Below are 23,780 nucleotides of genomic sequence, written 5' to 3' on the forward strand. Positions count from 1 at the left end.
TGCCCGTGGAAGCTTGCTAGAGCTTAAGTAATGCAAGAGTTCCTCACCCAAGCAATGCCGTTCCTGGCCATGGCCCTGGCCGTGGTTGCCGGGCTCGTCCTGTCCTGGCTGGTGCGCAAGATTGTGCTCCGGCTCAACCGCAGCAAGCCCGAACTGCGCGAGACCTCCCGCGTGGCCCGGCTGCCGCTGCGCTTGTCGCTGTGCCTGATCGCCGTCCGGATCGCGCTCGCCACGAGCGGCGGGGATCTTGAATGGCGCCACGGCCTGGACCATTTGCTGCTGATTGCGCTCATCGGTTCGCTGGCCTGGCTGGCCATCGCCATGCTGCTCATCATCGAGGCAATGGTGCTGACCCGGTACCGGGTGGATGTCGCGGACAACCGCCGCGCCCGGCGGCTGCGCACCCAGGTGATCCTGGCCCGGCGGATCGGCGTCGCACTGATCGCGGTGGTGGCTCTGGGCAGCATGATGCTGACGTTCCCCGCGATCCAGGCGCTCGGCGCCGGGCTCCTGGCTTCCGCAGGCGTGATCTCGATTGTCGCGGGCCTCGCCGCGCAGACCTCGCTGGTCAACGTCTTCGCCGGCATCCAACTCGCCTTCACGGACGCGATCCGGGTGGACGACGTGGTTGTGGTCCAGAAGGAATGGGGCCGGATCGAGGAGATCACCCTGACCTACGTGGTGGTCCACATCTGGGACGACCGCCGGCTGATCCTGCCCTCGACGTACTTCACCACCACCCCCTTCGAGAACTGGACCCGGCGGCAGTCCGAGGTCATGGGCACCGTGGAGTTCGACCTCGACTGGCGCGCTCCCGTCGAGGCGATGCGCGGCGAGCTGAAGAAGGTCCTGGCCGATACGCCGCTGTGGGACAAGCGTGTGGGGATCCTGCAGATCACGGACGCCACCGCCGGCTTTGTCCGCGTGCGCATCCTGGTCAGCGCCGCGGACAGCGCCTCCCTGTTCGACCTCCGCTGCCTGATCCGCGAGGAACTGGTGCTGTTCCTGCAGCAGGACCACCCGACGGCGCTCCCCCACGTCCGCCTCGAATCGCTGCCGTCGGCACTGGCGGCGTCCACTTCCGGCAACGCGTCCGACGCCGTCACGGGCTCCAAGCGCCCCGGCAAGGCTACGGCCGAGCACCACCGGCACCCGGATCCCCACGACTCCCAGCTGTTCACCGGATCCATCGAGGCGATCCAGCGCTCCAAGGCCTTCTCCGGACCGGGCGAGGACGTCTTCGAGGACCGCGACAACGCCATCGCCTCGCAGAACTAGCCGGGCCGGGCGGCCGCGCCTGGACAGCACGACAGCACAGCCGGACCGGGCAGGTCTTCCCAGCCCCCGCCAACTGGTCAATAATCAGACGTTGGCGGGTCAGCAACGCGCTGCCCCCTTGTCTGCCGGACCAGCTGAGGAGTCCCCATGACGGTCGAAGAAGCCCCCACGGAAACACCCAAGGCGACTGCCGGCGACTGGTTCCAAAGCGCCGTCGTCTATCAGATCTATCCGCGCAGCTTTGCCGACTCCAACGGCGACGGCATCGGCGACCTCCGCGGAATCATCGGCAGGCTGGACTACCTCCAGCGGCTGGGGGTCGACGTCGTCTGGCTCTCCCCGATCTACACCTCCCCGCAGGACGACAACGGCTACGACATCAGCGACTACCGGAACGTGGACCCGCTGTTCGGTACCCTCGAGGAGCTCCGGGAACTGACCGACGGGCTGCACGCGCGCGGCATGAAGCTGGTGATGGACCTGGTGGTCAACCACACCTCGGACGAGCACCCCTGGTTCGTGGAATCCCGGTCCTCGAAGGAGAACCCGAAGCGCGACTGGTACTGGTGGCGGCCGCCGCGGGACGTCGACGCCGGCGCCTCCCCGCGGCGCAAGGCGGCGGAGCCGACCAACTGGGGCTCGGCGTTCTCCGGGCCCGCGTGGGAGTTCGACCAGGCCACCGGGGAGTACTACCTGCACATCTTTTCGAAGAAGCAGCCGGACCTGAATTGGGAGAATCCGGAGGTCCGCGCCGCGGTCTACGAGATGATGAACTGGTGGCTGGACCGGGGCGTGGACGGGTTCCGGATGGACGTCATCAACTTCATCTCCAAGGACACCTCGCTCCCGGACGGCCCGGTGGCCGACGGCAAGCTCTTTGGTGACGGCTCCCCGTTCTACATCGACGGCCCCCGCATGCACGAGTTCCTGCAAGAGATGCACCGGGAAGTCTTCGCGAAGCGCACCGGCGAACTGCTCACCGTCGGCGAAATGCCCGGCGTGACCGTGGACGACGCCATCCTGTACACCGACCCAGCCCGGGCCGAGGTGGACATGGTGTTCCAGTTCGAGCACGTGGCGCTGGACCAGGAGGACGGCGACAAGTGGCGGCCCAAGAAACTCCTGCTCACCGAGCTGAAGCAGACCCTGGGCCGCTGGCAGGACGGGCTGGCCGAGACGGGCTGGAACAGCCTGTACTGGGGCAACCACGACCAGGCCCGCGCCGTGTCCCGCTTCGGCGACGACAGCCCCCGATACCGCGAGCTCTCCGCCAAAATGCTGGCCGGCGTCCTGCACCTGCACCGGGGCACGCCCTACGTCTACCAGGGTGAAGAACTGGGCATGACCAACATGACGTTCGGCGCGATCAGCGATTACCGCGACATCGAGGTCCTCAACCACCACCGCGAAGCCACCACGCACCTGGGCCACACCGACGCCGAGGTCCTCGCCGCCCTCGCGCCGCTGAACCGGGACAACGCGCGGACCCCAGTCCAGTGGGACGCCTCCCGGCATGCCGGCTTCACCACCGGGGCACCCTGGATCGCGGTGAACCCGAATGCCAACCACATCAACGCCGCCGCCCAGGTGGATGATCCGGATTCGGTCTACAGCTTCTACCGCCAGGTGATAGCGCTGCGGCATGCAGAACCGGTGGTCTCGCACGGGAACTTCACCATGCTGCTGCCGGATGACCCGCACGTCTATGCGTTCACCCGGGCCCTGACCGGTTCAGATGTTTCCTCCGGCAGTCCCTCAGACAGTCAGTCGGACGGCGCCGGGATTCCGGAGCTGCTGGTGCTGGGCAACTTCTCCGGCGAGGTGCGCGACGCGGACCTCGGGGACGAGGCCTGGGCTGACGCGGAACTGGTCCTGGGCAACTATCCGTCCGACGCCGACGCCTCCGACGGCGGCTCCGCCGTGGGTTCAGCCGCGGGTGCGGTGCGGGAGGGCCTTTCCGCGGGCGCGGTGCGCCTGCGGCCCTGGGAACTGCAGGTGTTGCGCCGGCGCCGCGGCGCCTGATCGACGATCCTGAACGCCAGCCCACGAAAGGAAGCCACACATGACTATTCCACCAACTCCCGGCCCCGATCCGTTTCCGCCAGAACCCGGCCCCACGACGCCGCCGCCGGAGCCCGGAGACCCATTTCCGCCGGAACCCGGTCCGGTCACGCCACCGCCGGTTCCGGGGCCCGAGCCCGTACCCGGTCCCGCGCCCACCCCGTCACCGGAACCGGGTCCGTTCCCGACGCCGCCCGGCCCCCTCCCGATTCCGGATCCCGGCCCGGTGCCGCCGCGGCCGGACCCGACCCGGTTCTAGCGGGCGTCACCGCGCGGAGAGTCCGTGCAGGAACCGGCGCACCTCCGCGTTGAAGGCAGCCGGCGCTTCGACGGCCGCCATGTGCCCGACGTCGGGAATCATCACCAGCGTCGAGCCAGGGATCCGCCGGTTCATCTCGCGGGCCACGCTCTGCGGCGAGCGGACGTCGTCCGTGCCGTACAGCAGCAGGGTAGGCACCGCGATGGTGGGCAGCACGTCGCGGTAGTCGGCGTGGGCGTTCGCGTTCAGCAGTGCCCGCATGCCGCCCGGGTGGAAGTCGGCCATGATGGCGCTGGTTTCCTGCACCGCCGCCGGATCAGCGTGTTCCGTGAACAGCGTGGGCAGCCATACGGGGATGAATTGTTCCGCCGGCTGATCGAGTTCGGCGAGCACCTGCGCATAGCGGCGCTCGACTTCCTCGGGCGGCAAAGATCCCGCCCAACCGGCGTACGCCGAGACCAGCAGCAGCGACGCGGGCACTGACGGGTGTGCCCGGTAGAGCTCCAGTGCAATGCCGGAGCCCATGGACAGCCCGAGGACGTGCGGCCGACCGGGAACCGCTTCCCGCAGAAAACCTGCCAGGGCGTCGCCCAAGTCCTGTCCGGTGAAGTCCGGCGGCGGATCGTCCGAGCCGCCGCACCCGGGTGCATCCCAGGCGAAAACCGTGAAGTCAGCCGACAAATCCTCGAGCTGCCGCCGCCAGATGCGGCTGTCTTCGTAGGCGCCGTGCAGCAGGACCAGCGGCGGACCCTGGCCCGCGCGCCGGTACCGGATGCGCAGGCCCGCAACCTCGACGGTCTCCATGAGGCAATGCTAGGGCGGCGCGCCGCCGCTCGGCAGGGTCAGGCGGGGCAGACCCAGGCTTGGCGGACTCAGGGGGCAGGGTCAGGCGGGGCAGGCTCAGGACGCGCAAACCCGCCCGCGGCGCGCAAATGACCCTGCGAACACCCGATTTCGGGTGTCGCAGGGTCATTTGCGCGTCGGCAGGACGGTTGCGCGTCGGTGCTACGGGAGGACGATGTCCCGGGTGCGGTGATCGTACTGGATGACCAGGAGGCCGCCGCCGTGGTGGACTTCGTGGTTGGGTCCGTCGAAGACGCCAAACGCTCCGTAGTTTTCGTCCCAGGAGCGGTTCAGGGCGATCTTGAAGGAGTAGAAGCCGGCAGGAATGTCCGCGGCAATCTTCCAGAGCTGATCCACCTGGTCCAGTTCCATCTGGACTTCGTCGTACTGCGGCGCCCAGTTGGCGGGCGCGCCCAGCAGAATGCTGAAGTCGCCGGCAACCGCGACGGCGTCCGGCTGTTCGATGGTGTCGACGCTGACAGCAGAGGCCGCCGCCGCCGGGGCTTCTGCCGACGCTGCTGCCGCAGGCTGTGCGGCCTTCGCTGCGGGCTTGCGCTTGCGCACCGCCTTGGCCACGGGGGCCACGGCCTCCTCGATGAGCTTGGCAGCCTTGCCGGCAACCTTGGAAGTGGTCGACGGCGCTTCCCCGGCCGCGGCGGTCGGCGCCGCTTCTGCCTTTGCTGCCTTCTCCGGCTTCGCCGGCTTTGCCGCGGGAGCAGTCGGAAGCGGCGTGCCCGCCGGAACGGGAGTGCCGGCGTCGAGCGCTGCAGCGAAGGCGGCAGGCTCGGCGAAAGCCACCGTGGCGCGCTGGCCGTCGTCGGTGATGGACCAGCCGGAGCGGCCCTTGACCAGCCAGCCGGCCTTGACCAGCTTGGCCGTGGCGGTGGTCAGGGTCTTGTGGCCGCGGGGAATGCCGCCACTGAGGAGTTCGCGTTCGTGGTCGTTGAGGGGCACCCGTGCGATTGCCTCGCCCAGTACGGCTCCGGCGTTCGGCTTCTCGCCGGTCCATACCTCCTCTGCCAGGACATCCAGCACGGCCTTTAGCCGAAGGTTGGTGTTTTCCGCGGTGTTCGCGCCCATGGGTCTCCTTTAGAAGCAATTGATCCACCTGCATTTTGCCAAGGAAATGTTAGTTTTTGCGAGCGGATCCGGTTAACTCTGTGTGTCGTGACCCACTATGACAGGGCCGGGCGGGGGTCGCGAGGGACCAACGCGGCCCTACCCGCGAGTAGAAAAACAACGCGGGGTCACTTACGGCCCATCGAAGCGCCCCGGACCGGCCGTAAGTGACCCCGCGTTGTTCTCGTGATGCCAGCGGAACGCCGGCTGCGGTCCGCGGAGGGTGCCCGTTTCGGCATTGCTGGATTCGGGGGCGCCCGCGGGCGGACAATGAGCCGTATCCGTCCCTGCTCCCCAGGAGCCGTCATGCCGCGTTTCAAGGTCTGGCTGCAGCGTCACCGCCTCCCGGCGTTCTTTGTCCTGGCGTTCGCGATCTCCTGGTGCTCCTGGCCGCTCTATGCGGCCGGGCTGATGCCGCAGTTCGAATTCCTGCCGATCGGTCCGCTGGCTGCGGCCCTGATGGTCATTGGGCTCGCCGAGGGCAGGGCCGGCTTCCGGGCGTGGGGCCGGCGGCTCATCCGGTGGCGGGTGGGCTGGGTCTGGTACGCCGTGGCCCTCCTCCTCCCGCCGTTGATGGCCTTGGTCACTGGATTCGCGAACATGGCACTCGGCGCCCCTGCACCGGGGCTGGCCCAGGTGACGTGGTCCGGGCTCCTGGCCGTTTTTGCCGTGCGTCTGGTCAATCCGCTGGACGGACCTCTGGGAGAGGAACCCGGTTTCCGCGGGTATGCCCTGCCGCTGCTCCAGGCGAGGTGGGCGCCGCTGCGGTCCGCGGCACTCCTGGGCGTTGTGGTGGCCCTCTGGCACGTTCCACTGGTCGTGTTCGGGCAGCTCAGCCTGATCGGGCTGCCCACCACCTTCGCCATCACCTTCCTCTACGTGTGGCTGTTCAACCGCACCGGCGGAAGCGTACTGCTCACATACCTCTTCCACGACAGTCAAGGCACGTTTACGGTGGGTTCCTTCGGTTTCTCCGGTGCCGAGGCTGGCCGGGCGGAACTGATCTACTTCGCCGTCGTGGTCCTGGCAGTCCTGACCACAGTGGTCCTGAACCGGGGTGCATGGCGTGCGGCGCCTGCCTCCGCCGTCGACTCCGTGCTGCTCACTTCCGGGTCAGATCGTATTCACCGCTAAGGAGGAACGATGTCCTCTCCCCTGCCGTTACTCCTCGGCGCTCCATTGGGCGCCGGTCTGGGCCATGTAGGCGGCGACCGCTGCTTCGGTGGTGGGATAGAAATGCTCCGGCTCGATTTCGCGGGTCAATCCGTACTTTTCGATCTTCTCCCGGGTCCTGTGCTTGACCTCGGCGAACACCAGGGAGATACCCTGCGCGTTCAGTTCGACATCCAGATCGAGCAAGACGTCCGCGGCGGTGGTGTCAACGTCCGTGATCGGCTCGGCCGCGATGACGATCCACCGCGGTTTGGGTTCCGTTCGTGCCAGGTGCCGGATGTTGTCGCGGAACGGCCGGACGTTGGCGAAGAACAACGGGGCGTCCCACCGGTAGATCACCAGGCCGGGCAGGTGCTTCGCATCCGGGTGGACGCGGATGTCGTGAAACCCCTCATAGCCGGGCACCCGCCCGATCACGGTCTCGTACGGCCACCATGCCCGGCGGAAGATGTTCAGGATGGACAGCCCCACCGCAATGCCGATGCCGGGCAGGACGCCCAGGAACGCGACCCCAAGGAAGGCGGCCATGCACAGGTAGAACTCGGTGCGCCTCTGGTGCCAGAGCCGAACCGTTCCGGGAATGTCGGCGAGGGAGATCGACGCCGTCATCACCACGGCCGCCAGTGCCGGCTGTGGCAGGTTCCGGAACAGCCCCGGCAAAAACACCAGCATGAGGAGAATCAGCACGGCGCCCGTCACGCCCGTGAGCTGCGACTTCGAGCCGGAACGTTCAGCGACGGCGGTCCGGGATCCGCTGGTGCTGACCGGGAAGCCCTGGAAGAGGCCCGCGGCCAGGTTCGCGGCACCGATCCCGATCATCTCCTGGTTGCCGCGGATTTCCTGCCCGGTGCGTGCGGCGAACGCCGTAGACGTCGAGATCGTGTCCGTCAAGGACACCAGCGCAATACCGAGGGCCCCGGCGAACATCAGCCCGAGGTCCGCGAAGTCCACCTGGGGAATGGTGAACGGCGGGAATCCCCGCGGGAGTTCCCCGACCAGCGAGACGCCCTTTGCGGCCAGATCGAAGACCGCTGTGGCCGCGATCGCGGCGACCACCATGACGAGTACCGCAGGGACCTTGGGCAGCCACCGCTGCAGAACCAGTATCAGCACAATCCCGCCGATGCCGACCGCCGCCGCGGCGACCACTGTCTCGCCATTGGCCACGCCCTCGACGAATCCGACCAGGTCGCCAATGAAGTTTTCGCTTTCGATCTTGAACCCGAAGAGCTTCGGGAGCTGGCCCACCAGGATGGTGATCGCGAGACCATTCATGTAGCCGATCATCGTCGGCTTGGAGATGAGGTCGGCGATGAAGCCGAGCTTGGCCACGGACGCCAAGACCATGATGGCGCCGACCATGAGGGCAAGCATCGACGCGAGCGCGATCGCCTTCTGCGGGTCGCCGTCGGACGCGACAAGGGGCAGGACCGTCGCGGCGATCATGGGCCCGAGTGCAGAGTCGGGCCCCAGGACCAGGATGCGGGACGGGCCAAAGACCGCGTAGGCGAGCAGGCAGAGGATGCTCGTGTACAGCCCGGTGATCGGCGGCAGCCCCGCCAGCTCGGCATAGGCCATGCCCTGCGGAACGAGCAACGTCGTCAGGACAACCCCGGCGACGATGTCCTTGCCGAACCAGTCCTTATGGTACGTAGCCACGGCATTGAGTCCGGGCGCCGCCTGGCGCAGCCAGCCCTTGCGCTCGCGGGTCTTCGTCATATCTGCACTCTGCCGTCTGCCCCCGCCCCGCGCATCCCCCGGCAAGGGTGAGCCGGGGCCAGCCGTGGCGGCGTCTACTGACAACGCGGGCGTGCACGCACAACTCATCTACCCTCGGATCCCCCCGGAACAACTCCAGAGGCTGACATCCAAACGGTAGTGTTGATGCCTCAGCACCGGCCGGCGGCCCGGCCGGGCATCTTGATGCCGTCGAGGCGTCGGGTGCTTCAGTTCCCCGGGATTTCTGCGCCGCTGAGTGTGTGCAGGGCGGCGCGGAGCCGGGTGTCGGCGTCGTTGGCGACGTCGCGGACGGCGGGGCTGTTGCTGAGCTTCACCATGGTTTGCGGGTCGATGGCCTGGTTGGTGGTCTCGGCGGCGTCCTTGCCCCGGCGGACGACGACGTTGCAGGGCAGCAGCGCGCCCATGTCCGGTTCTGCGGAGAGTGCCCGACTGGCCAGGGCCGGGTTGCAGGCGCCCAGGATCATGTAGTCGCCGAGCTCCTCGGCGGCACCGGCGCCGAGTTTGGCCTCAAACGTGGCTCGGACGTCGATCTCCGAGAGAATGCCGAAGCCTTGTCCGGCGAGGGCCTCGCGGGTGCGCTGCACAACCTCTTCCCAGGTCAGCGGGACCGTGACGGTATGCGTATAGCTCATGGCTGCTCCTGCGGTAATAGTGGCGGCATCAGGCAAGGGACAGGAAGAGCTTTTCCAGATCCTTGGTATCCATGCTCGTGTCCCCGCGGAGAAGGCACTGCTCGAGGCCGGTCGCGATGATGGCGAAGCCTGCCCGGTCCAAAGCCTTCGAGACAGCGGCGAGCTGGGTGACGATGTCCTTGCAGTCCTTCCCTTCCTCGAGCATGCGCGTGACGCCGGCGAGCTGTCCCTGGGCGCGCTTGAGCCGGTTGATGATCGGGGTGAGTTCGGTCGAATCAAGTTCCATGGCGGGCTCCAAAGGTGGGCGGTACTTTGCCAATTGTATACCCCGGCGGGTATAACGGCCAGCAGTGGGAAGCCGGCAGCCAGCCTGCCGCATGCCGGTTGCAAGATACCCCCAGGGGTATTATCGTTGTGGGTAGACCGACGGAGAATCCCCTCCCGGAAACTCCCCCGCCCAGCGAAAGAGAGCCCCATGCTTATCGAGCGTATTTACGACGAAGACCTCGCCCAGGCCAGCTATTTCATCGGCTGCCAGGCCAAGGGTGAGGCGGTCGTTGTTGACCCGCGCCGCGACATCGCCGTGTACCGCTCCCTGGCCGCGGCCAACGGGATGAAGATCGTGGCCGTCACCGAGACCCACATCCACGCGGACTTCCTGTCCGGCACCCGCGAACTCGCCGCCGAGACCGGCGCCACCGCCTACGTCTCCGGCGAGGGCGGGGACGACTGGCAGTACGGCTTCCAGGCCGAACGCCTCAACGACGACGACGTGATCACCCTGGGCAACATCACCGTCAAGGCCCTGCACACTCCGGGCCACACCCCGGAACACCTGTCCTTTCTGATCACCGACGGCGCGTTCGCCGACACCCCCGGCTATCTGCTCTCCGGTGACTTTGTCTTCTCCGGGGACCTGGGGCGCCCGGACCTGCTGGACGAGGCCGCGGGCGGCATCGACACCCGCTTCGCCGGCGCCAAGCAGCTGTTCGCCAGCCTGCGCGATAAGTTCCTGACCCTGCCCGACCACGTCCAGGTGCACCCCGGCCACGGGGCCGGCAGCGCCTGCGGCAAGGCCCTCGGCGCCATCCCCTCCAGCACGGTCGGCTACGAACGGCTCTACGCCTGGTGGGGCCCCTACCTGGCCGCCAACGACGAGGAGGGCTTCATCGCCGAGCTCCTCGACGGCCAGCCCGATGCGCATGCCTACTTCGGCCGGATGAAGCGCGAGAACCGGGAGGGCCCGGCAGTGATGGGCGAACGCGCCCCCCTGAGCGAACTCGCCACCGAAACTGTTGCCCAGGGCCTCGCCGCCGACGCCATGACGTTCGTGGACACCCGCTCGAACGCCGAAGTCCACGAAGGCACCGTCACCGGTGCCCTGAACATCCCCTCCGGCAAGTCCACCGCCAGTTTCGGCGCCTGGGTGGTCAACCCCGAAACCGACAAGAACCCGCTCGTACTCCTGGCCCCCAGCCAGGCCGCCGCGCAGGAAATGTGGGACCACCTGGTCCGCGTCGGCATCGACGACGTCGCCGGCTACGTCACAGGCCTCGAAGGCCTGCCCGCCAGCACCCCCAAGCTCATCCAGCCTGAAGAACTGGGTGGCTTTGAGGCCGCGATGGTCCTCGACGTCCGCAACCGCACCGAACACGCCGCAGGACACATCCCCGGCTCCCACCAGCTCAGCGGCGGCCGCGTGATGTGGAACCTGGACCAGCTCCCCTCCGAAGGCACCATCGTGTCCTACTGCCAGAGCGGGGTCCGGAACTCCGTCGCGGCCAGCGCCCTGCGCCGGGCCGGCTACGACGTCGTCGAACTCGACGACAGCTACGCCGGATGGGCCGCCTGGCAGCAGGCTCGGGAATCTGTTTCCAGCAACTGATCGCGGCACGACCCGAAGTAATTAACTGACAGCGTTGGCGGCGGCCGGGACACCCGGCCGCCGTCGACGCATGTCCCGGACAACTGGAGTTCAGAAATGATGCCCGGCAACACCCCGTCCCCGCAAGGCAGCGCAGTCCGGCGGGAACGCCGACAGCGCACCGGCATCACCCTGGGCCTGCGTCAGAACCTGGCCCAGTTCATACTCCTGGTCGCCGTCAATGCCCTAGTCGGCGGCACCCTCGGCCAGGAACGCACCGTGCTGCCGCTGCTGGCGGACCAGGTCTTCCACCTTGACCTCTACACGTCCGCCCTGACCTATATCGTGGCCTTCGGACTCGCCAAGGCCGGCACCAATTACTTCGCCGGCACGCTCTCGGACCGTTACGGCCGGAAACCCGTCCTTGTGACCGGCTGGCTCATCGCCATCCCCGTGCCGCTGCTGCTGATCTTCGGAACCTCCTGGGGCTGGATCGTTGCCGCCAACGTGATCCTCGGCATCAGCCAGGGCCTCACCTGGTCCACCACCGTGGTCATGAAAATGGACCTCGTCGGACCCTCCCGGCGCGGCCTGGCGATGGGCCTGAACGAGGCTGCCGGCTACCTCGGCGTCGCCGGGACCGCCCTGGCCACCGGCTACATCGCCACCAACTACGGGCTCCGCCCTGGGCCGTTCCTGCTCGGCGCCGCCTACATCGCCCTGGGACTGGGCCTGTCCGTTCTGGCCGTGAAGGAAACCCAGGGCTACGCCAGAGTGGAGGCCGTCAACCACACGGCCGCCCACGCGGCCGCCCACGGGGAACTAAGCAACCGGGAGATCTTTACCCTCACCAGCTTCCGGGACAAGTCCTTGTCCTCGGTCAGCCAGGCCGGCATGGTCAACAACCTCAACGACGGCCTCGCCTGGGGCCTGTTTCCGCTCCTTTTTGCCGCCGCCGGGCTGAGCATCGAGAAGATCGGCATCCTGGCCGCCGTCTACCCTGCCGTCTGGGGCGCCGCGCAGCTCGTCACCGGAGCCATGTCGGACAAATACGGCCGTAAAAGGCTGATCGTCGGGGGCATGCTAGTCCAGGCCGTAGCGCTCGGCATCGTTGCCCTCGGCACCGGCTTCGGGGTCTGGTTCGCCGCCGCCGCTCTCCTCGGTCTCGGAACAGCCATGGTCTACCCCACCCTGCTCGCCGCCATCGGCGACGTCGCCCATCCGCAGTGGCGCGCACGCTCGGTGGGAATCTACCGGCTCTGGCGCGACGGCGGCTTCGCCGTCGGCGCCCTGCTCTCCGGCATTCTCGCGGACGCCTACGGCATCCCCGCTGCCGTCGCCGTCGTCGCGGCGCTCACCGCGTTGTCGGGAATCCTCGTGGCCGTCCGGATGCGCGGCACCGACCACAAACCTGCAATCTAAGGAACCGCCCTGGCACCGGTACGGACCACCAGCACAGGACAATGGGCATGGTGCACCGCATGGCTCGATACCGACCCCAGTCGCATTTCGGCGAAGCCGCCACGACCCCGCGATCCGACCACCAGGAGATCGGCCCCGGCCGCAGCCTTCAGGAGCACCTCCGCGGTATGCCCCTCCTTCACTTCACCGGTGACCGCAACACCGGACCCGGATGCCCGCCGCAGCGCATCAGCGTGCACATTCCGGGCGTTGTCGCCGAAGGCTTCATGGTCCTCAGCCTTGCCAGCGGCATCCCCGAGGAGGGGGTAGTGCCATGCTGTGACAACGTGAACCTGCCCGGCTCTCAGCCGGGCTTCCTGAAGGGCCCATTCCAGAGCTGCCAGTGACGAGTCCGACCCGTCGACCCCAACAACAACCCGGAAGACCGCCTCTGCCGCCATCGAGCCTCCCGCTACGCGTCTGCCTGGCACAACGTCGTGCCGCACGGCCCACGATCCTCCCGCTGCGCAGTGGAATCAAGGGGATAACTCGGCTGGAGCCGGACGCGGTGGCGATGCTGCGCCCAGACCGTTGGCGGCCTCAAAACACTCCCTCGAAGGCTGCCTTGGCGCCGGCCCGCGGGGCTGCCGCTCTATCTCGCGGTGAAGTCTTCATCCGCACAAATACCCTAGGGGGTATACTGATGAGACTATCCACTTATGCAAGGGAGCAACCAGATGTGCCGTGCGGTGACATGTAAGAAATGCCAGAAGACCACATGGGCAGGCTGCGGCCAGCACGTCGACCAGGTCATGCGCGGGGTTCCGAGCTCCCAGCGTTGCCGCGGGCACGAGCAGGAAAAGTCGACCGGCAAGGGCTTCTTCGCGAAGCTGTTCGGGCGGTAGGTGGACCCTGCCGGCGCCCAAGCACAGGCGTTGAGGAAGGGAAAGCGCCGGAGGACATGTCCTCCGGCGCTTTTTTCACGTTCCCTGGCGCCCCTCAGGACAGGAGCGCCTGCACAGCGACGTAGGCGGCGATCACCAGCACCAGGATTCCAAAGCCACGCTTGAGGACCCTGTCCGGGATGCCGGTGCCGATCCGCCCTGCCGCGAGTGAGGCGGCCATCGCGGTGACGGCGAAGGCCGCCGTGACGGCCCAGTCGATCTGCAGATCACCCAGGTGGGCGGCGAAGCCGGCGGCCGAGTTGATCACGATGATCACGAGGGAAGTTCCAACGGTCAGCGCCATCGGGAGTCCGAGAGCCAGGGTGAGTGCCGGGACGATCAGGAAGCCGCCCCCGACGCCGAGTAGACCGGTCAGGAACCCGACGACGGCGCCGGTGGCGATTGCCTTGGGCAGGCAGCTGCGCCAGTTGACGCCGCCGCCGGGCAGCGCGCAGGCGCCGCCGACGGATGTCGACGGCATCAGCATCCGGATGCCGGCGAAGACCATGATCGCGGCAAAAGCCAGCAGCAGGACCTTCGGGTCCAGCAACCTGTTGACCATCGCGCCGAGGTAGGCCGTCACGGTGCCTGCGGCGCCGATGATCAGCGCCAGTCTCCAGTTCACCCCATTCCGCAGCCGGGGCAGCACCGCGACGGCGGAGGATGCGCCGACGACGACCAGCGACGTCGGGATCGCCGCCGCAAGCGGCAGCCCCACGCCATAGACCAGGGCGGGCACGGCGAGGATGGATCCGCCGCCTCCGACCAGGCCCAGCAGGCCACCGACGATCAGCCCGAACGCCGCCGCGGAAATGATCATGCCTTCGCGTCCAGGCTCTTCAGGGCCTGGTGCGCGGTGGGCTCGTTCGCGGAGCGGTTCCACGGCATCTTGGAGAGCATCTGACCCATGGCACAGCTGTTAGTGGCCGCGGAGAACATCAGGCCGGCACCGATGCCGCCGGCAATTAGGCCTAGTTTGGGCGAGATGAACTTGCTGCCGAGCATGCCGGCAAGGACAAGGGAGCCGGCGGTCATCCGGACCTGGCGTTCCAGGGCCCAAGTGCCACGGCCGCGGACGACGTTCCCGCCGGCGGCCGCGTAGGCGGGGACCCCGCCAGACAGAACGCTGGCACTGGCCAGGCCTACGGCGTCCAGGTGCTTACGGGCCTGCTCGGCCCGGTTACCGGATTGGCAGACTAGGACCACGCGGGTACCCATCTTGGCCGCGAATTCTTCAGTGTGTTCGCTGAGCATGGACAGCGGCACATGGTACGAGCCATTGATGTGCATGGCATCGAACTCTGCGCCGCTGCGCACATCAATGACCATCAGATCGTCGTGGTTATCTTCCCAGGCCTTCAGGGTCGAGGCATCGATTGACTTGGGAGCGCTAAGAACAGGGGTGGTCGTATTCAAGGAATTCATGATCTCTTTCGGTATTTCTTGGAGCATTTCTTGTGGCGGCCCGGTACTGGGCGAGGCCGCCCTCCACCGCCCGGTTCGCCACGTCAGGGACACGGTCCGGGCAAATGGAAGCCCGGGCGGCGCTTGGGGGCGTGCCGCCCGGGCAGTCTGGTGGGGTCAGGCGGTCGGGAATCCCGCGGCAGTCCAATCAAGCATTCCGCCGGGCACGGTGTAAGCCGTGTAGCCTGCGGCCGCCAGCTGGTCAGCCGCTGCCGCACTGCGGCGTCCGCTGCGGCACACGGCGATGACCGGACGGGACTTGTCCAGGTCGCTGAGGCGGCCGGCCAGTTCGCCCAGGGCAATGTGCGTGGCACCGGGGATCATGCCTTCGGCGATTTCAGCGGGTTCGCGCACATCCACGATCTGGGCATCGCTGCCGGTCTTGAGCTGTTCCGCGAGCTGCTGCGGGGTGATTTCCATGTGCTGGACCTTTCGGTAGGACTGGCCTGTTGAGCGGAAAAATGTTGAGCGGCAAAATACGGGACCAGGGGTTGCCCGGGAAAGACCCGCGCCGGCGTAGGTCAGGCGCAGGAAAAGTGTGCGGATATCCTCCAGGGCGGGCATCTTTCCCTCTCCATCATGATACCCCCTGGGGTATCAATGCAAACCCGGCGCCACGCTTGCTGATATACCCCTGGGGGTATAATATTTTGCCATGTCAACCATCGACATTTCCGAGAAAACCTTCAACGACACCATCACCGGCAACGGCATCGTGCTGGTGGACTTTTGGGCAGCCTGGTGCGGCCCGTGCCGGATGTTCGCCCCCACGTTCAGCAAGGCGTCCGACAACCACACGGACGTCGTCTTCGCGAAGGTGGACACGGAGGCCGAGCCCGGCCTCTCCGCCGCCGCCCGCATCACCTCCATCCCCACCCTGATGGCCTTTAGGGACGGGATCCTCGTCTTCTCGCAGCCCGGGGCAATGAACGCGGCCGGGCTGGAACAGCTCATCACCGCCATCAAGGACCTGGACATGGACGAGGTCCGGGCGAAGATGGCAGCCGCCCCGGCGTCGTAGGGATCAAGCGGCCCCCAGCCATTGCCTGGGCGATCGCCCTCGCATGCTCATACTGACGATCCGCGGGTCTGGAGGTCTGCAGCCGTTCTGGCTGGGTCCGATGGCATACGCCGTTTTCGCTCCCGGGCCGGACCGGCATTACGCGAGCCAGGGAGCACCGAGCCAAAGCAGACCTCCCGTTGTGTCCCCGGCCCGATGGGCCTAGAGTTGCGGTCTGCCCACCGCGCGCCGTCCCGCCGCTGAACATGCGCCGGATCAGGTGCCGGACAGGGCGTCCAACCGTTCCCGTTGAGGAGATATCTATGGAAACCCGCACGCTCGGTACACTCACCGTCTCGGCCCTGGGGTTGGGCTGCATGGGCATGAGCGAGTTCTACGGCCACGGCGAGGATAACGAGTCCGTCGCCACCATCCAGGCGTTTCTCGACGCCGGCGGAAGCCTGCTCGACACCGCGGACATGTACGGCCCGTTCACCAATGAGGAGCTTGTGGGCCGGGCCATCGCAGGGCGGCGCGACGACGTCGTCCTGGCCACCAAATTCGGCAACGAACGGCGGCCCGACGGATCCTGGGTGGGCATCAACGGCTCCCCCGACTACGTGCGCGCCGCTTGCGATGCCAGCCTGCAGCGGCTGGGCGTGGACCACCTCGACCTGTACTACCAGCACCGGGTGGACAAGACCGTCCCGATCGAGGAAACCGTCGGGGCCATGGCGGAGCTGGTCCAGGCCGGCAAGGTCCGGCACCTTGGCCTGTCCGAGGCCAGCGCCGACACCGTGCGCCGGGCCCACGCGGTGCACCCCATCACCGCCCTGCAGACCGAATACTCGCTGTGGGAGCGCGAGCCGGAGACCAAGGTCTTCCCGGTCCTCGCCGAGCTCGGCATTGGCTTTGTGCCCTACAGCCCGCTGGGCCGTGGATTCCTGACCGGCCAGTTCCGCAGCCCCGAGGACTTTGCCGCGGATGATTTCCGCCGGCACTCCCCGCGCTTCCAGGGCGAGAACTTTGACCGCAACCTGCAACTCGTGGACCGGGTCAAGGAGTTGGCGGACGCGAAGGGCTGCACCCCGGGGCAACTGGCACTGGCCTGGCTGCTGGCCCAGGGCGAGCACATCGTTCCCATCCCCGGCACCAAGAAGGTCAACCGGCTGCGGGAGAACCTGGGCGCTGCCGACGTCGAACTCTCCGCCGAGGACCTGGCCCGCCTGGACGAACTGGCTCCGGCCGGGGTGGCAGCCGGGGCGCGGTACCCGCACATGGACTCGATCGACGTCTAAGCCGGCCGTTCGACAGCCAACGCGGGGTCACTTACGGCCCGTCCGGGGCCTCCGGATGGGCGCGTAGTGACCCCGCGTTGCTTGGGTGGTTAGTGTCCGGACGCGGCGAGCTCGGCCAGCAGCTCGGCCTTGCGTTCCTCGCTCGCGAAGGAGGACCGGATCGAGTTCGCGGCCATCCGGACGCAGTCGAACTCGGACAGGCCGATCACCGATTTCAGCTGCGCGAAGTTGTCGTCCACGTACCCGCCGAAATACGCCGGGTCGTCCGAGTTCACGCAGACGTTCAGCCCCGCCGCGAGCATCGCCGGCAGCGGGTGCCCGGTCAGGGCGTCCACCGCGCGGAGCCTGACGTTGGACAGCGGGCACACGGTCAGCGGCATGAGCTCGTCCACCAGCCGTTCCACGAGCTCCGGGTCCTCCATGCAGCGGATGCCGTGATCGATCCGCTCCACGTCGAGGAGGTCCAGCGCGTCGATGATGTACGACGGCGGGCCCTCCTCGCCGGCGTGCGCGATCCGGTGCAGCCCGGCGTCCTTGGCCCGGGCGAAGAGCCGCTCGAATTTGGCCGGAGGGTTGCCCACCTCGGCGGAATCGAGCCCGATGCCGGCGATCGGGGCGCCCATGGCGAGCAGCTGCTCCAGCACCTCGAGAGCGGAGTCCTCGGTGAGGTCGCGCAGGAAGGCCGCGATCAGGAGAGTGGAGATGCCGAACTCTTCGCGGGATCCCGCCAGCACCGAGGCCACGCCGTTGACGCACGTCTCCAGCGGTATCCCGCGGGACAGGTGGGCCTGCGGGTCCAGCATAATCTCGGCGTGCCGGACCCCGGCGAGCGCCGCCCGGGTCAGGTAGGCGCGGGTCATGTCGGCGAAGTCCTGCTCCGTCTGCAGCACGGCCATATTGGCGTAGTACAGGTCCAAAAAGGACTGCAGGTCAGTGAACTCGTAGCGCGAACGCAACTCGTCCAGGTCCGCATAGGGCAGTGCGATCCCGTTGCGTTCCGCCAGCGCGAAGATCAGCTCCGGTTCCAGCGTTCCCTCGATATGCAGGTGCAGCTCGGCGACCGGAAGCGGGAGCGGTTCGCCCGCCTCCGGCTCGTCCGGTTCTTCCGGCTGTTCCGCTGTCAACTGGGCATCGCCGTCGTGTGTTTCCATCCGGTAAGGATATGCCCGGCGCTCCCCGGAGCGGATAGAGTCGAACCAATGCAAAGTAAACAGCATGCTTCCCATTTGCCGCGCCCGGCCGGCCGGGACCTCATTCCTGATCTCGCTCCAGGCAATCCGACGGACGGTTTTGTCCGGGTGCGCGGCGCCCGTGAGAACAACCTGCGCAACGTGGACGTGGACGTGCCCCGCGACGCAATTGTCGCCTTCACCGGCGTCTCCGGCTCGGGCAAGTCCTCCCTCGCGTTCGGCACCATCTATGCCGAGGCGCAGCGCCGCTACTTCGAATCCGTGGCCCCCTACGCCCGCCGGCTCATCCAGCAGGGCCACAACCCCAAGGTGGAAATGATCACCGGGCTGCCGCCCGCCGTCGCGCTCCAGCAGCGCCGCGGGACGCCGAGTTCGCGCTCCACGGTGGGCACCCTCACCACGCTGTCCAACTCTTTGCGCATGCTCTTCTCCCGCGCCGGCAGCTATCCGGACGGCGCCGGCCCGCTGGACTCGGACGCGTTTTCGCCGAACACGGCCGCCGGCGCGTGCCCGGAGTGCCACGGCCTGGGGATCGCGCACACCGTCACCGAGTCCTCCCTGGTCCCGGACACTTCGCTGAGCATCCGCGACGGCGCCATCGCCGCCTGGCCCGGGGCCTGGCAGGGCAAGAACCTGCGCGACATCCTCACCCACCTGGGCCACGACGTCGACACCCCCTGGCGGAAGCTGCCCAAAAAGGACCGCGACTGGATCCTGTTCACCGAGGAACAACCCGTGGTGGAGGTGACGCCCCAGCGCGACCGCGTGGCCAAGCCGTACAAGGGCCGGTTCTGGAGCGCCAGGAGCTATGTGCTGCATACGCTCGCCGATTCCAAGAGCACCGCAATGCGCGAGAAGGTGCTGCGCTTCATGGAAACCGGCCCGTGCCCGGTCTGCAGCGGCAGCGGCCTGACCCCGGCCGCGCTCGCCGTCACCTTCGCCGGGCACACCATCGCCGAGCTCAACGCCGTCCCCATGACCGAACTGGCGGACATCATCCGCCCCACCACCGAACTCACGGAGGCCGGCACCGCCTCCCGGAAGCAGTCATCCGGCGAGGGCAACGAGGTGGCCGTCGCCATCACCCGCGACCTCCTGCAGCGCGTCACCGTGCTGCTGGACCTCGGCCTGGGCTACCTGGCGCTGGGCCGGTCCACGCCCACGCTCTCCCCCGGCGAAATGCAACGGCTCCGGATCGCCACCCAGCTCCGCTCCGGGCTGTTCGGCGTGATCTACGTGCTGGACGAGCCCTCCGCCGGACTGCACCCCGCCGACGCCGAGCCCCTCCTCGCAGTCCTGGACCAGCTCAAGTCCTCCGGCAACTCGGTGTTCGTGGTGGAGCACAACATGGACATCGTCCGCCGCGCCGACTGGCTGGTGGATGTCGGTCCCCGCGCCGGTGAAGGCGGCGGCGAGGTGCTCTACAGCGGCCCCGTGGCCGGTCTCGCCGAGGTGGACGCGTCCGTGACCCGGCCGTTCCTGTTCCCGGACGGTTCGGCGGGTTCGGACGACGGCGCCCGTTCCGCCGCCAGCGGTACCCGGCGGGAAGCGGCCGGCTGGCTGGAACTGCGCGACATCAGCCGCCACAACCTGCGCGAACTCGACGCCGACTTCCCGCTCGGGGTGCTGACCGCGGTCACGGGCGTCTCCGGCTCCGGCAAGTCCACGCTGGTCAGCCAGGTCCTGGCCGAGGTGGTCGGCGCCAGGCTGCACCCGGAGCCAGACGCTGCCAAGGCCCCCGAGGACCTGGAGGCCGACGCCGGTGAGTCCACCGGGCCGCTCAGTGTCGGACCGGTCTCAGGCCTCGACCAGCTGGACCGGCTCGTCAAGGTGGACCAGAAACCGATCGGCCGCACTCCGCGCTCCAACCTCGCCACTTACACCGGCCTCTTCGATGCGGTCCGCAAGGAGTTCGCGGCCACGGACGAGGCCAGGGCGCGGGGCTTTGGTGCCGGCCGCTTCTCCTTCAACGTTGCCGGCGGCCGCTGCGAGACCTGCCAGGGCGAGGGCTTCGTCGCCGTCGAACTGCTGTTCCTGCCCGGCAGCTACGGCCCCTGCCCCGAGTGCCATGGCTCGCGCTATAACCCGGAAACCCTTGAAGTGACGTATAAGGGCAAAAACGTGGCGGAGGTGCTGGGCCTGACGGTCAATGCCGCCGCAGAGTTCCTCGAAGGGGTACCGGCAGCGGCGCGCAGCCTGCAAACACTGCGCGAGGTGGGCCTGGGCTATCTCCGCCTCGGCCAGCCGGCAACCGAGCTCTCCGGCGGCGAGGCCCAGCGCATCAAACTCGCCACCGAACTGCAGCGTGCCCAGCGCGGCCACTCCCTCTACCTGCTGGACGAGCCCACCACCGGCCTGCACCCGGCCGATGTCCAGCTCCTCATGGCCCAACTGCACCGGCTCGTGGACGCCGGCAACACCGTCATCGTGGTGGAACACGACATGGATGTGGTGGCCGCAGCGGACTGGGTGATCGACCTCGGCCCGGCCGGTGGCGACGCGGGCGGCGAGATCGTGGCGATCGGGACCCCGGCCGCCGTCGCGGGCTCCACGGAGAGCCGGACGGCTCCGTACCTGGCCGCAATGCTCGGAAGCTGATCCACGCGGGGCGCGGGCGTTGGCGTCGGCGGCGGAGTCAATGCGGGCAGCGCGCCGGCGGGGCGCGGGCGTCGGCGTCAACGCGCGCCGGATGATAACGGCAGAAGCAGGGAAAGTAACGTCTTGATAACGGCGCGGGGCTGACTTAGCCTAGTGTCCATGCCCGGCAACCGGGTATTGCATGCCCGGTGCTACCACCACCAGATACTGCCCGACCGGTAGACACCGCTATGACCTCTATTGTCAGGGGCGGGCAGTGGCGTAAAAACGTCCGGGGACGGACCGAGCGCTGGTGGGCCTCAGGAGCATCTAAACCATGAAGAAATCAATCTATGGCACTGCCGCGCGCCGCGGCGTCACTTTTGCGGCCGTCTCAATTGCAGGCGTCGCCCTGTCCGCCTCGGCCGCGAACGCGGCCGTACCGGCCACAGCCCCTGCCTCCACGTGGGACTCGCTGGCCCAATGCGAAAGTGGCGGGAATTGGGCCACCAACACAGGAAACGGATACGCGGGCGGGCTGCAATTCAGCGCCAGCACGTGGGCGGCCCATGGCGGCACGGGATCTCCGGCCAATGCCAGCCGTGCGCAACAGATCGCCGTCGCCGAGAAAGTGCAGGCCAGCCAGGGCTGGGGCGCGTGGCCAGCCTGCGCGGCCAAGCTGGGACTGCGCGGCGGCGCCGCGGCTCCGCAGAGTGCAGCCACAGCGCAGCGGCCCGCCGCGACTCCCGTCGCAGCCAAGGCCCCCGCCAGATACGCCCCCAAGGCAGCCGTGCCGGCACCCCGCCACGTTGCACCGGTAGCCGTAAGCGGCCAGACCTACACCATCCGGAGCGGCGAAACCCTGAGCACGATCGCCGGGAAGCTCAACATCGCCGGAGGCTGGCACGCGCTGGCCGACGCCAACACGGCGACCATCAGCAACCCCCATCTGGTGTTCCCGGGCCAAGTGCTGCAGCTGCCCGCATAGGGCGGTTACAGCACTTGGCGTACAGCACGACACACAGCACGACGCCGGAGCGATCCCGCAAAGGGGACGCTCCGGCGTCGTGGTGCTTCAGTGAGCCGTGCTGGCTCAGCCGTGCGGGCTCAGGCGGCCTGTGGGATTTCGCGGATAATCCGCACTTTCCAGGCGGCGTCGTCGCTCGTGTCCAGCAGGGCCACCGTGCCCATGGCCAGATGCAGCGCTACCCGTTTCGCGGCGAGGAGCTCAAGGTAAAGGCTTTCGTTCATCCGGGCCGGGGCGTCAATGACGTACTTCACGGCGTCGCGCACTTTGCGGTAGTTGGCGCTCCGCTCCCGGTGAAGGTGCAACTCCAGCATCCGGCGCTGCTTGATCCTGGGCTCGTGGCGGTTCAGCCAGGACACCGCGGCGTGGACGGCTACCACCAGGGTCAGTGAGATGACGTAGATCTCCCAGCCACTCGAGAGCAGGAACAGGGGCAGGTTGGCGATCGCCACCGCGGCGATGAAGAGGCGGAGGGCCACCAGGCGCCGCATGGTGAGGGCCACGCCGGCCATAGCCGCGCGGAATCCGCGCTGCTCGTCGCGGGCGGCAACCGGATCCAGCGTGAATTCCTCCAGCACCACTATCCCGTGGGCGTCGGGGCTGAGCATTTGTCCGTACTTAGGCACGAACGGCGCCGGGGCAACACTTACTGTTGGTGGCTCTGCTTGAAATGGCAACGCAGTAATGGGCACCGCTGACTTAGGCTCTGCTAGAAATGGTTCTGCTGAATAAGGCTCTGCTTGATAAGGCATGGGCGTGTCTTCCGTGGCGGCGGGAGTGGTTCATGTTATTTTAGCGGCTCCCCAGCACGCCTGTCTTCCCTGTTCCGTCATGTGAGCACCCTCACCGCCGCGCGCCAGCAATTGGCGCATTTGGTCCGTGGCCTCAAACTGGAGAGATGCAGACTTTCCTCCCCTTCCCTGATTTCCAGCAGAGCGCCGCGGTTTTGGACCGTGTGCGGCTCGGCAAGCAGCGCGTCGAAGCGCTGCAGATCCTGCGTGCGCTGGTGATCCCGGAGTACGGCTGGCAGTCGCACCCGGCGATCAGGATGTGGATGGGGTACGTTCCTGCGCTGACCATGTACGGCCTGGCCATGGTGGATGAATGGACGGCCCGCGGCGGCGAGGACACCATGCGCGAGAAAATCATGGAGTTCGCCCCGCAGGCGGCCCACCCCGACTACGCCGCCAAGATCCCGATGCCGCCATGGCTTGGCAATGCGGATTTCCACCTCAGCCACCGGTCCCGGTTGATTGCCAAGGATCCGCGGTTCTACACAGAGGTATTCCCCGGCACGGACCCGGACCTGGAGTACATCTGGCCCGAACCGAAGCACGAGCTGGTGCCCGAGGATCCAGCCGGGGACCGCATGTGGGTCCTGCGCCTGCCCCTCGGCGACACCGAGCCCGCGCAGCTGAAGACTGTCAGCCTGCCGCCGGTTGGCCGCAGCAAGGTCCCCGCGGACGACGACTACCAGTTCGTTTATGCCGACTCAGGCTCGCGCCGTCCCAGCAAGGTGCGCAAGCTGCCCCCGAAGCAGCTCGTCAAGAAGCCCACCCGCAAGCGCCAGCAGCAGGAGGAGGCGTTCACCACCCTGCCCGGCAACTCCGTGGTTGCCATCCCGGTCAACGACGGCGCCGCCTTCGCCGTCGGCAAGGTCTTGGGCCGCCCGATCACGGTTGATGGCCAATTCGCACGCAACTTCCAGGTCGACGAGATCGTGGACCGCTCCGCCTTCGATTACCCTGCCCTGATGCAGGATCCGCGGGCCTTCTTCCCGATCCCGGCGAGGTAGCAAAGGGCCGCACTGAACGACGCCGGGCGGCCCCGGGCGGGTCCCGGCGTCGTTCGCGTCGTTGGCTGCGATCGCGGCGATGGCGGCGGCGGAGTCCGGCGCGGGCACCCGGTTC

At 67.7% G+C, this 23,780-nt stretch carries 21 protein-coding genes; 10 read left to right on the forward strand and 11 right to left on the reverse strand.

The annotated features are described in order from the left end of the window. Positions 1–30 precede the first annotated feature (30 nt). Together AC1DGD_RS15925 and AC1DGD_RS15930 are read left to right on the forward strand one after the other, a co-directional pair. Complete coding sequence (locus tag AC1DGD_RS15925; RefSeq protein ID WP_476851634.1) at positions 31–1,278, forward strand: mechanosensitive ion channel family protein; 1,248 nt, start codon at positions 31–33, stop codon at positions 1,276–1,278. Between the two features lie 147 nt (positions 1,279–1,425). Further along, positions 1,426–3,300, forward strand: a complete 1,875-nt coding sequence (locus tag AC1DGD_RS15930; protein ID WP_476857468.1) for an alpha-glucosidase — start codon at positions 1,426–1,428, stop codon at positions 3,298–3,300. Positions 3,301–3,604: 304 nt separating this feature from the next. Here AC1DGD_RS15930 and AC1DGD_RS15935 read toward each other — a convergent pair whose 3' ends face one another. Continuing rightward, positions 3,605–4,402 carry an alpha/beta fold hydrolase gene (locus AC1DGD_RS15935; RefSeq protein ID WP_476857469.1) on the reverse strand — a complete coding sequence of 266 codons (798 nt, stop codon included), beginning with the start codon at positions 4,400–4,402 and terminating at the stop codon, positions 3,605–3,607. Positions 4,403–4,603: 201 nt separating this feature from the next. Further along, positions 4,604–5,521 (reverse strand): pullulanase X25 domain-containing protein, encoded by a 918-nt coding sequence (locus AC1DGD_RS15940; RefSeq protein WP_476857470.1) that lies wholly within the window; start codon positions 5,519–5,521, stop codon positions 4,604–4,606. A 345-nt stretch (positions 5,522–5,866) separates the two neighbouring features. On the opposite strand from AC1DGD_RS15940, the gene AC1DGD_RS15945 reads away from it, so the two are divergent. Further along, entirely contained in the window at positions 5,867–6,694 is an 828-nt protein-coding gene (locus AC1DGD_RS15945) for a CPBP family glutamic-type intramembrane protease (RefSeq protein ID WP_476857471.1), read from the forward strand. A gap of 27 nt (positions 6,695–6,721) precedes the next feature. On the opposite strand, the gene AC1DGD_RS15950 is transcribed toward AC1DGD_RS15945, so the two are convergent. From AC1DGD_RS15950 to AC1DGD_RS15960, 3 genes are all read right to left on the reverse strand, one after another. Then, on the reverse strand, positions 6,722–8,452 hold the full coding sequence (locus AC1DGD_RS15950) for a SulP family inorganic anion transporter (protein ID WP_476851639.1): 1,731 nt from the start codon (positions 8,450–8,452) through the stop codon (positions 6,722–6,724). A 227-nt stretch (positions 8,453–8,679) separates the two neighbouring features. After that, a complete protein-coding gene (locus tag AC1DGD_RS15955) occupies positions 8,680–9,105 on the reverse strand; it encodes a DUF302 domain-containing protein (RefSeq protein WP_476857472.1) in 426 nt (141 codons plus the stop codon). A 28-nt stretch (positions 9,106–9,133) separates the two neighbouring features. Beyond that, a complete protein-coding gene (locus AC1DGD_RS15960) occupies positions 9,134–9,391 on the reverse strand; it encodes a metal-sensitive transcriptional regulator (protein WP_476851641.1) in 258 nt (85 codons plus the stop codon). A 189-nt stretch (positions 9,392–9,580) separates the two neighbouring features. Here AC1DGD_RS15960 and AC1DGD_RS15965 point away from each other — a divergent pair, with 189 nt between their 5' ends. Next, the gene (locus AC1DGD_RS15965) at positions 9,581–10,990 is read left to right on the forward strand and encodes an MBL fold metallo-hydrolase (RefSeq protein WP_476857473.1); all 1,410 of its coding nucleotides are present in this window, start codon (positions 9,581–9,583) and stop codon (positions 10,988–10,990) included. A 99-nt stretch (positions 10,991–11,089) separates the two neighbouring features. After that, on the forward strand, positions 11,090–12,391 hold the full coding sequence (locus tag AC1DGD_RS15970; RefSeq protein ID WP_476857490.1) for an MFS transporter: 1,302 nt from the start codon (positions 11,090–11,092) through the stop codon (positions 12,389–12,391). On the opposite strand, the gene AC1DGD_RS15975 is transcribed toward AC1DGD_RS15970, so the two are convergent. The 4 genes from AC1DGD_RS15975 to AC1DGD_RS15990 form a co-directional block, all read right to left on the reverse strand. Continuing rightward, a complete protein-coding gene (locus AC1DGD_RS15975; RefSeq protein WP_230007318.1) occupies positions 12,388–12,831 on the reverse strand; it encodes a universal stress protein in 444 nt (147 codons plus the stop codon). The genes AC1DGD_RS15970 and AC1DGD_RS15975 overlap by 4 nt on opposite strands. 538 nt (positions 12,832–13,369) lie before the next feature. After that, positions 13,370–14,134 carry a sulfite exporter TauE/SafE family protein gene (locus AC1DGD_RS15980; protein WP_476851644.1) on the reverse strand — a complete coding sequence of 255 codons (765 nt, stop codon included), beginning with the start codon at positions 14,132–14,134 and terminating at the stop codon, positions 13,370–13,372. Continuing rightward, positions 14,131–14,739 (reverse strand): rhodanese-like domain-containing protein, encoded by a 609-nt coding sequence (locus AC1DGD_RS15985; RefSeq protein ID WP_476857474.1) that lies wholly within the window; start codon positions 14,737–14,739, stop codon positions 14,131–14,133. Before AC1DGD_RS15985 ends, AC1DGD_RS15980 begins: the two co-directional genes overlap by 4 nt. A gap of 156 nt (positions 14,740–14,895) precedes the next feature. Then, positions 14,896–15,198: a rhodanese-like domain-containing protein gene (locus AC1DGD_RS15990; RefSeq protein ID WP_476851646.1), complete on the reverse strand. Its 303-nt coding sequence runs from the start codon at positions 15,196–15,198 to the stop codon at positions 14,896–14,898. A 235-nt stretch (positions 15,199–15,433) separates the two neighbouring features. On the opposite strand from AC1DGD_RS15990, the gene trxA reads away from it, so the two are divergent. Continuing rightward, entirely contained in the window at positions 15,434–15,799 is a 366-nt protein-coding gene (trxA, locus tag AC1DGD_RS15995) for a thioredoxin (protein WP_476857475.1), read from the forward strand. A gap of 302 nt (positions 15,800–16,101) precedes the next feature. Further along, positions 16,102–17,076, forward strand: a complete 975-nt coding sequence (locus tag AC1DGD_RS16000; protein ID WP_476857476.1) for an aldo/keto reductase — start codon at positions 16,102–16,104, stop codon at positions 17,074–17,076. Between the two features lie 89 nt (positions 17,077–17,165). Here AC1DGD_RS16000 and AC1DGD_RS16005 read toward each other — a convergent pair whose 3' ends face one another. Then, positions 17,166–18,227 carry an adenosine deaminase gene (locus tag AC1DGD_RS16005; protein ID WP_476857477.1) on the reverse strand — a complete coding sequence of 354 codons (1,062 nt, stop codon included), beginning with the start codon at positions 18,225–18,227 and terminating at the stop codon, positions 17,166–17,168. A gap of 48 nt (positions 18,228–18,275) precedes the next feature. Between AC1DGD_RS16005 and uvrA the strand changes: the two genes are divergently transcribed. After that, complete coding sequence (gene uvrA, locus AC1DGD_RS16010) at positions 18,276–20,864, forward strand: excinuclease ABC subunit UvrA (RefSeq protein ID WP_476857478.1); 2,589 nt, start codon at positions 18,276–18,278, stop codon at positions 20,862–20,864. A gap of 316 nt (positions 20,865–21,180) precedes the next feature. Continuing rightward, positions 21,181–21,831: a transglycosylase family protein gene (locus tag AC1DGD_RS16015; RefSeq protein ID WP_476857479.1), complete on the forward strand. Its 651-nt coding sequence runs from the start codon at positions 21,181–21,183 to the stop codon at positions 21,829–21,831. A 119-nt stretch (positions 21,832–21,950) separates the two neighbouring features. On the opposite strand, the gene AC1DGD_RS16020 is transcribed toward AC1DGD_RS16015, so the two are convergent. Next, positions 21,951–22,478 (reverse strand): hypothetical protein, encoded by a 528-nt coding sequence (locus AC1DGD_RS16020; protein ID WP_084476203.1) that lies wholly within the window; start codon positions 22,476–22,478, stop codon positions 21,951–21,953. Between the two features lie 290 nt (positions 22,479–22,768). Here AC1DGD_RS16020 and AC1DGD_RS16025 point away from each other — a divergent pair, with 290 nt between their 5' ends. Then, complete coding sequence (locus tag AC1DGD_RS16025) at positions 22,769–23,665, forward strand: MSMEG_6728 family protein (RefSeq protein ID WP_476857480.1); 897 nt, start codon at positions 22,769–22,771, stop codon at positions 23,663–23,665. Positions 23,666–23,780 lie beyond the last annotated feature (115 nt).

The sequence above is a fragment of the Arthrobacter sp. 05T45 genome (genome assembly GCF_056395875.1).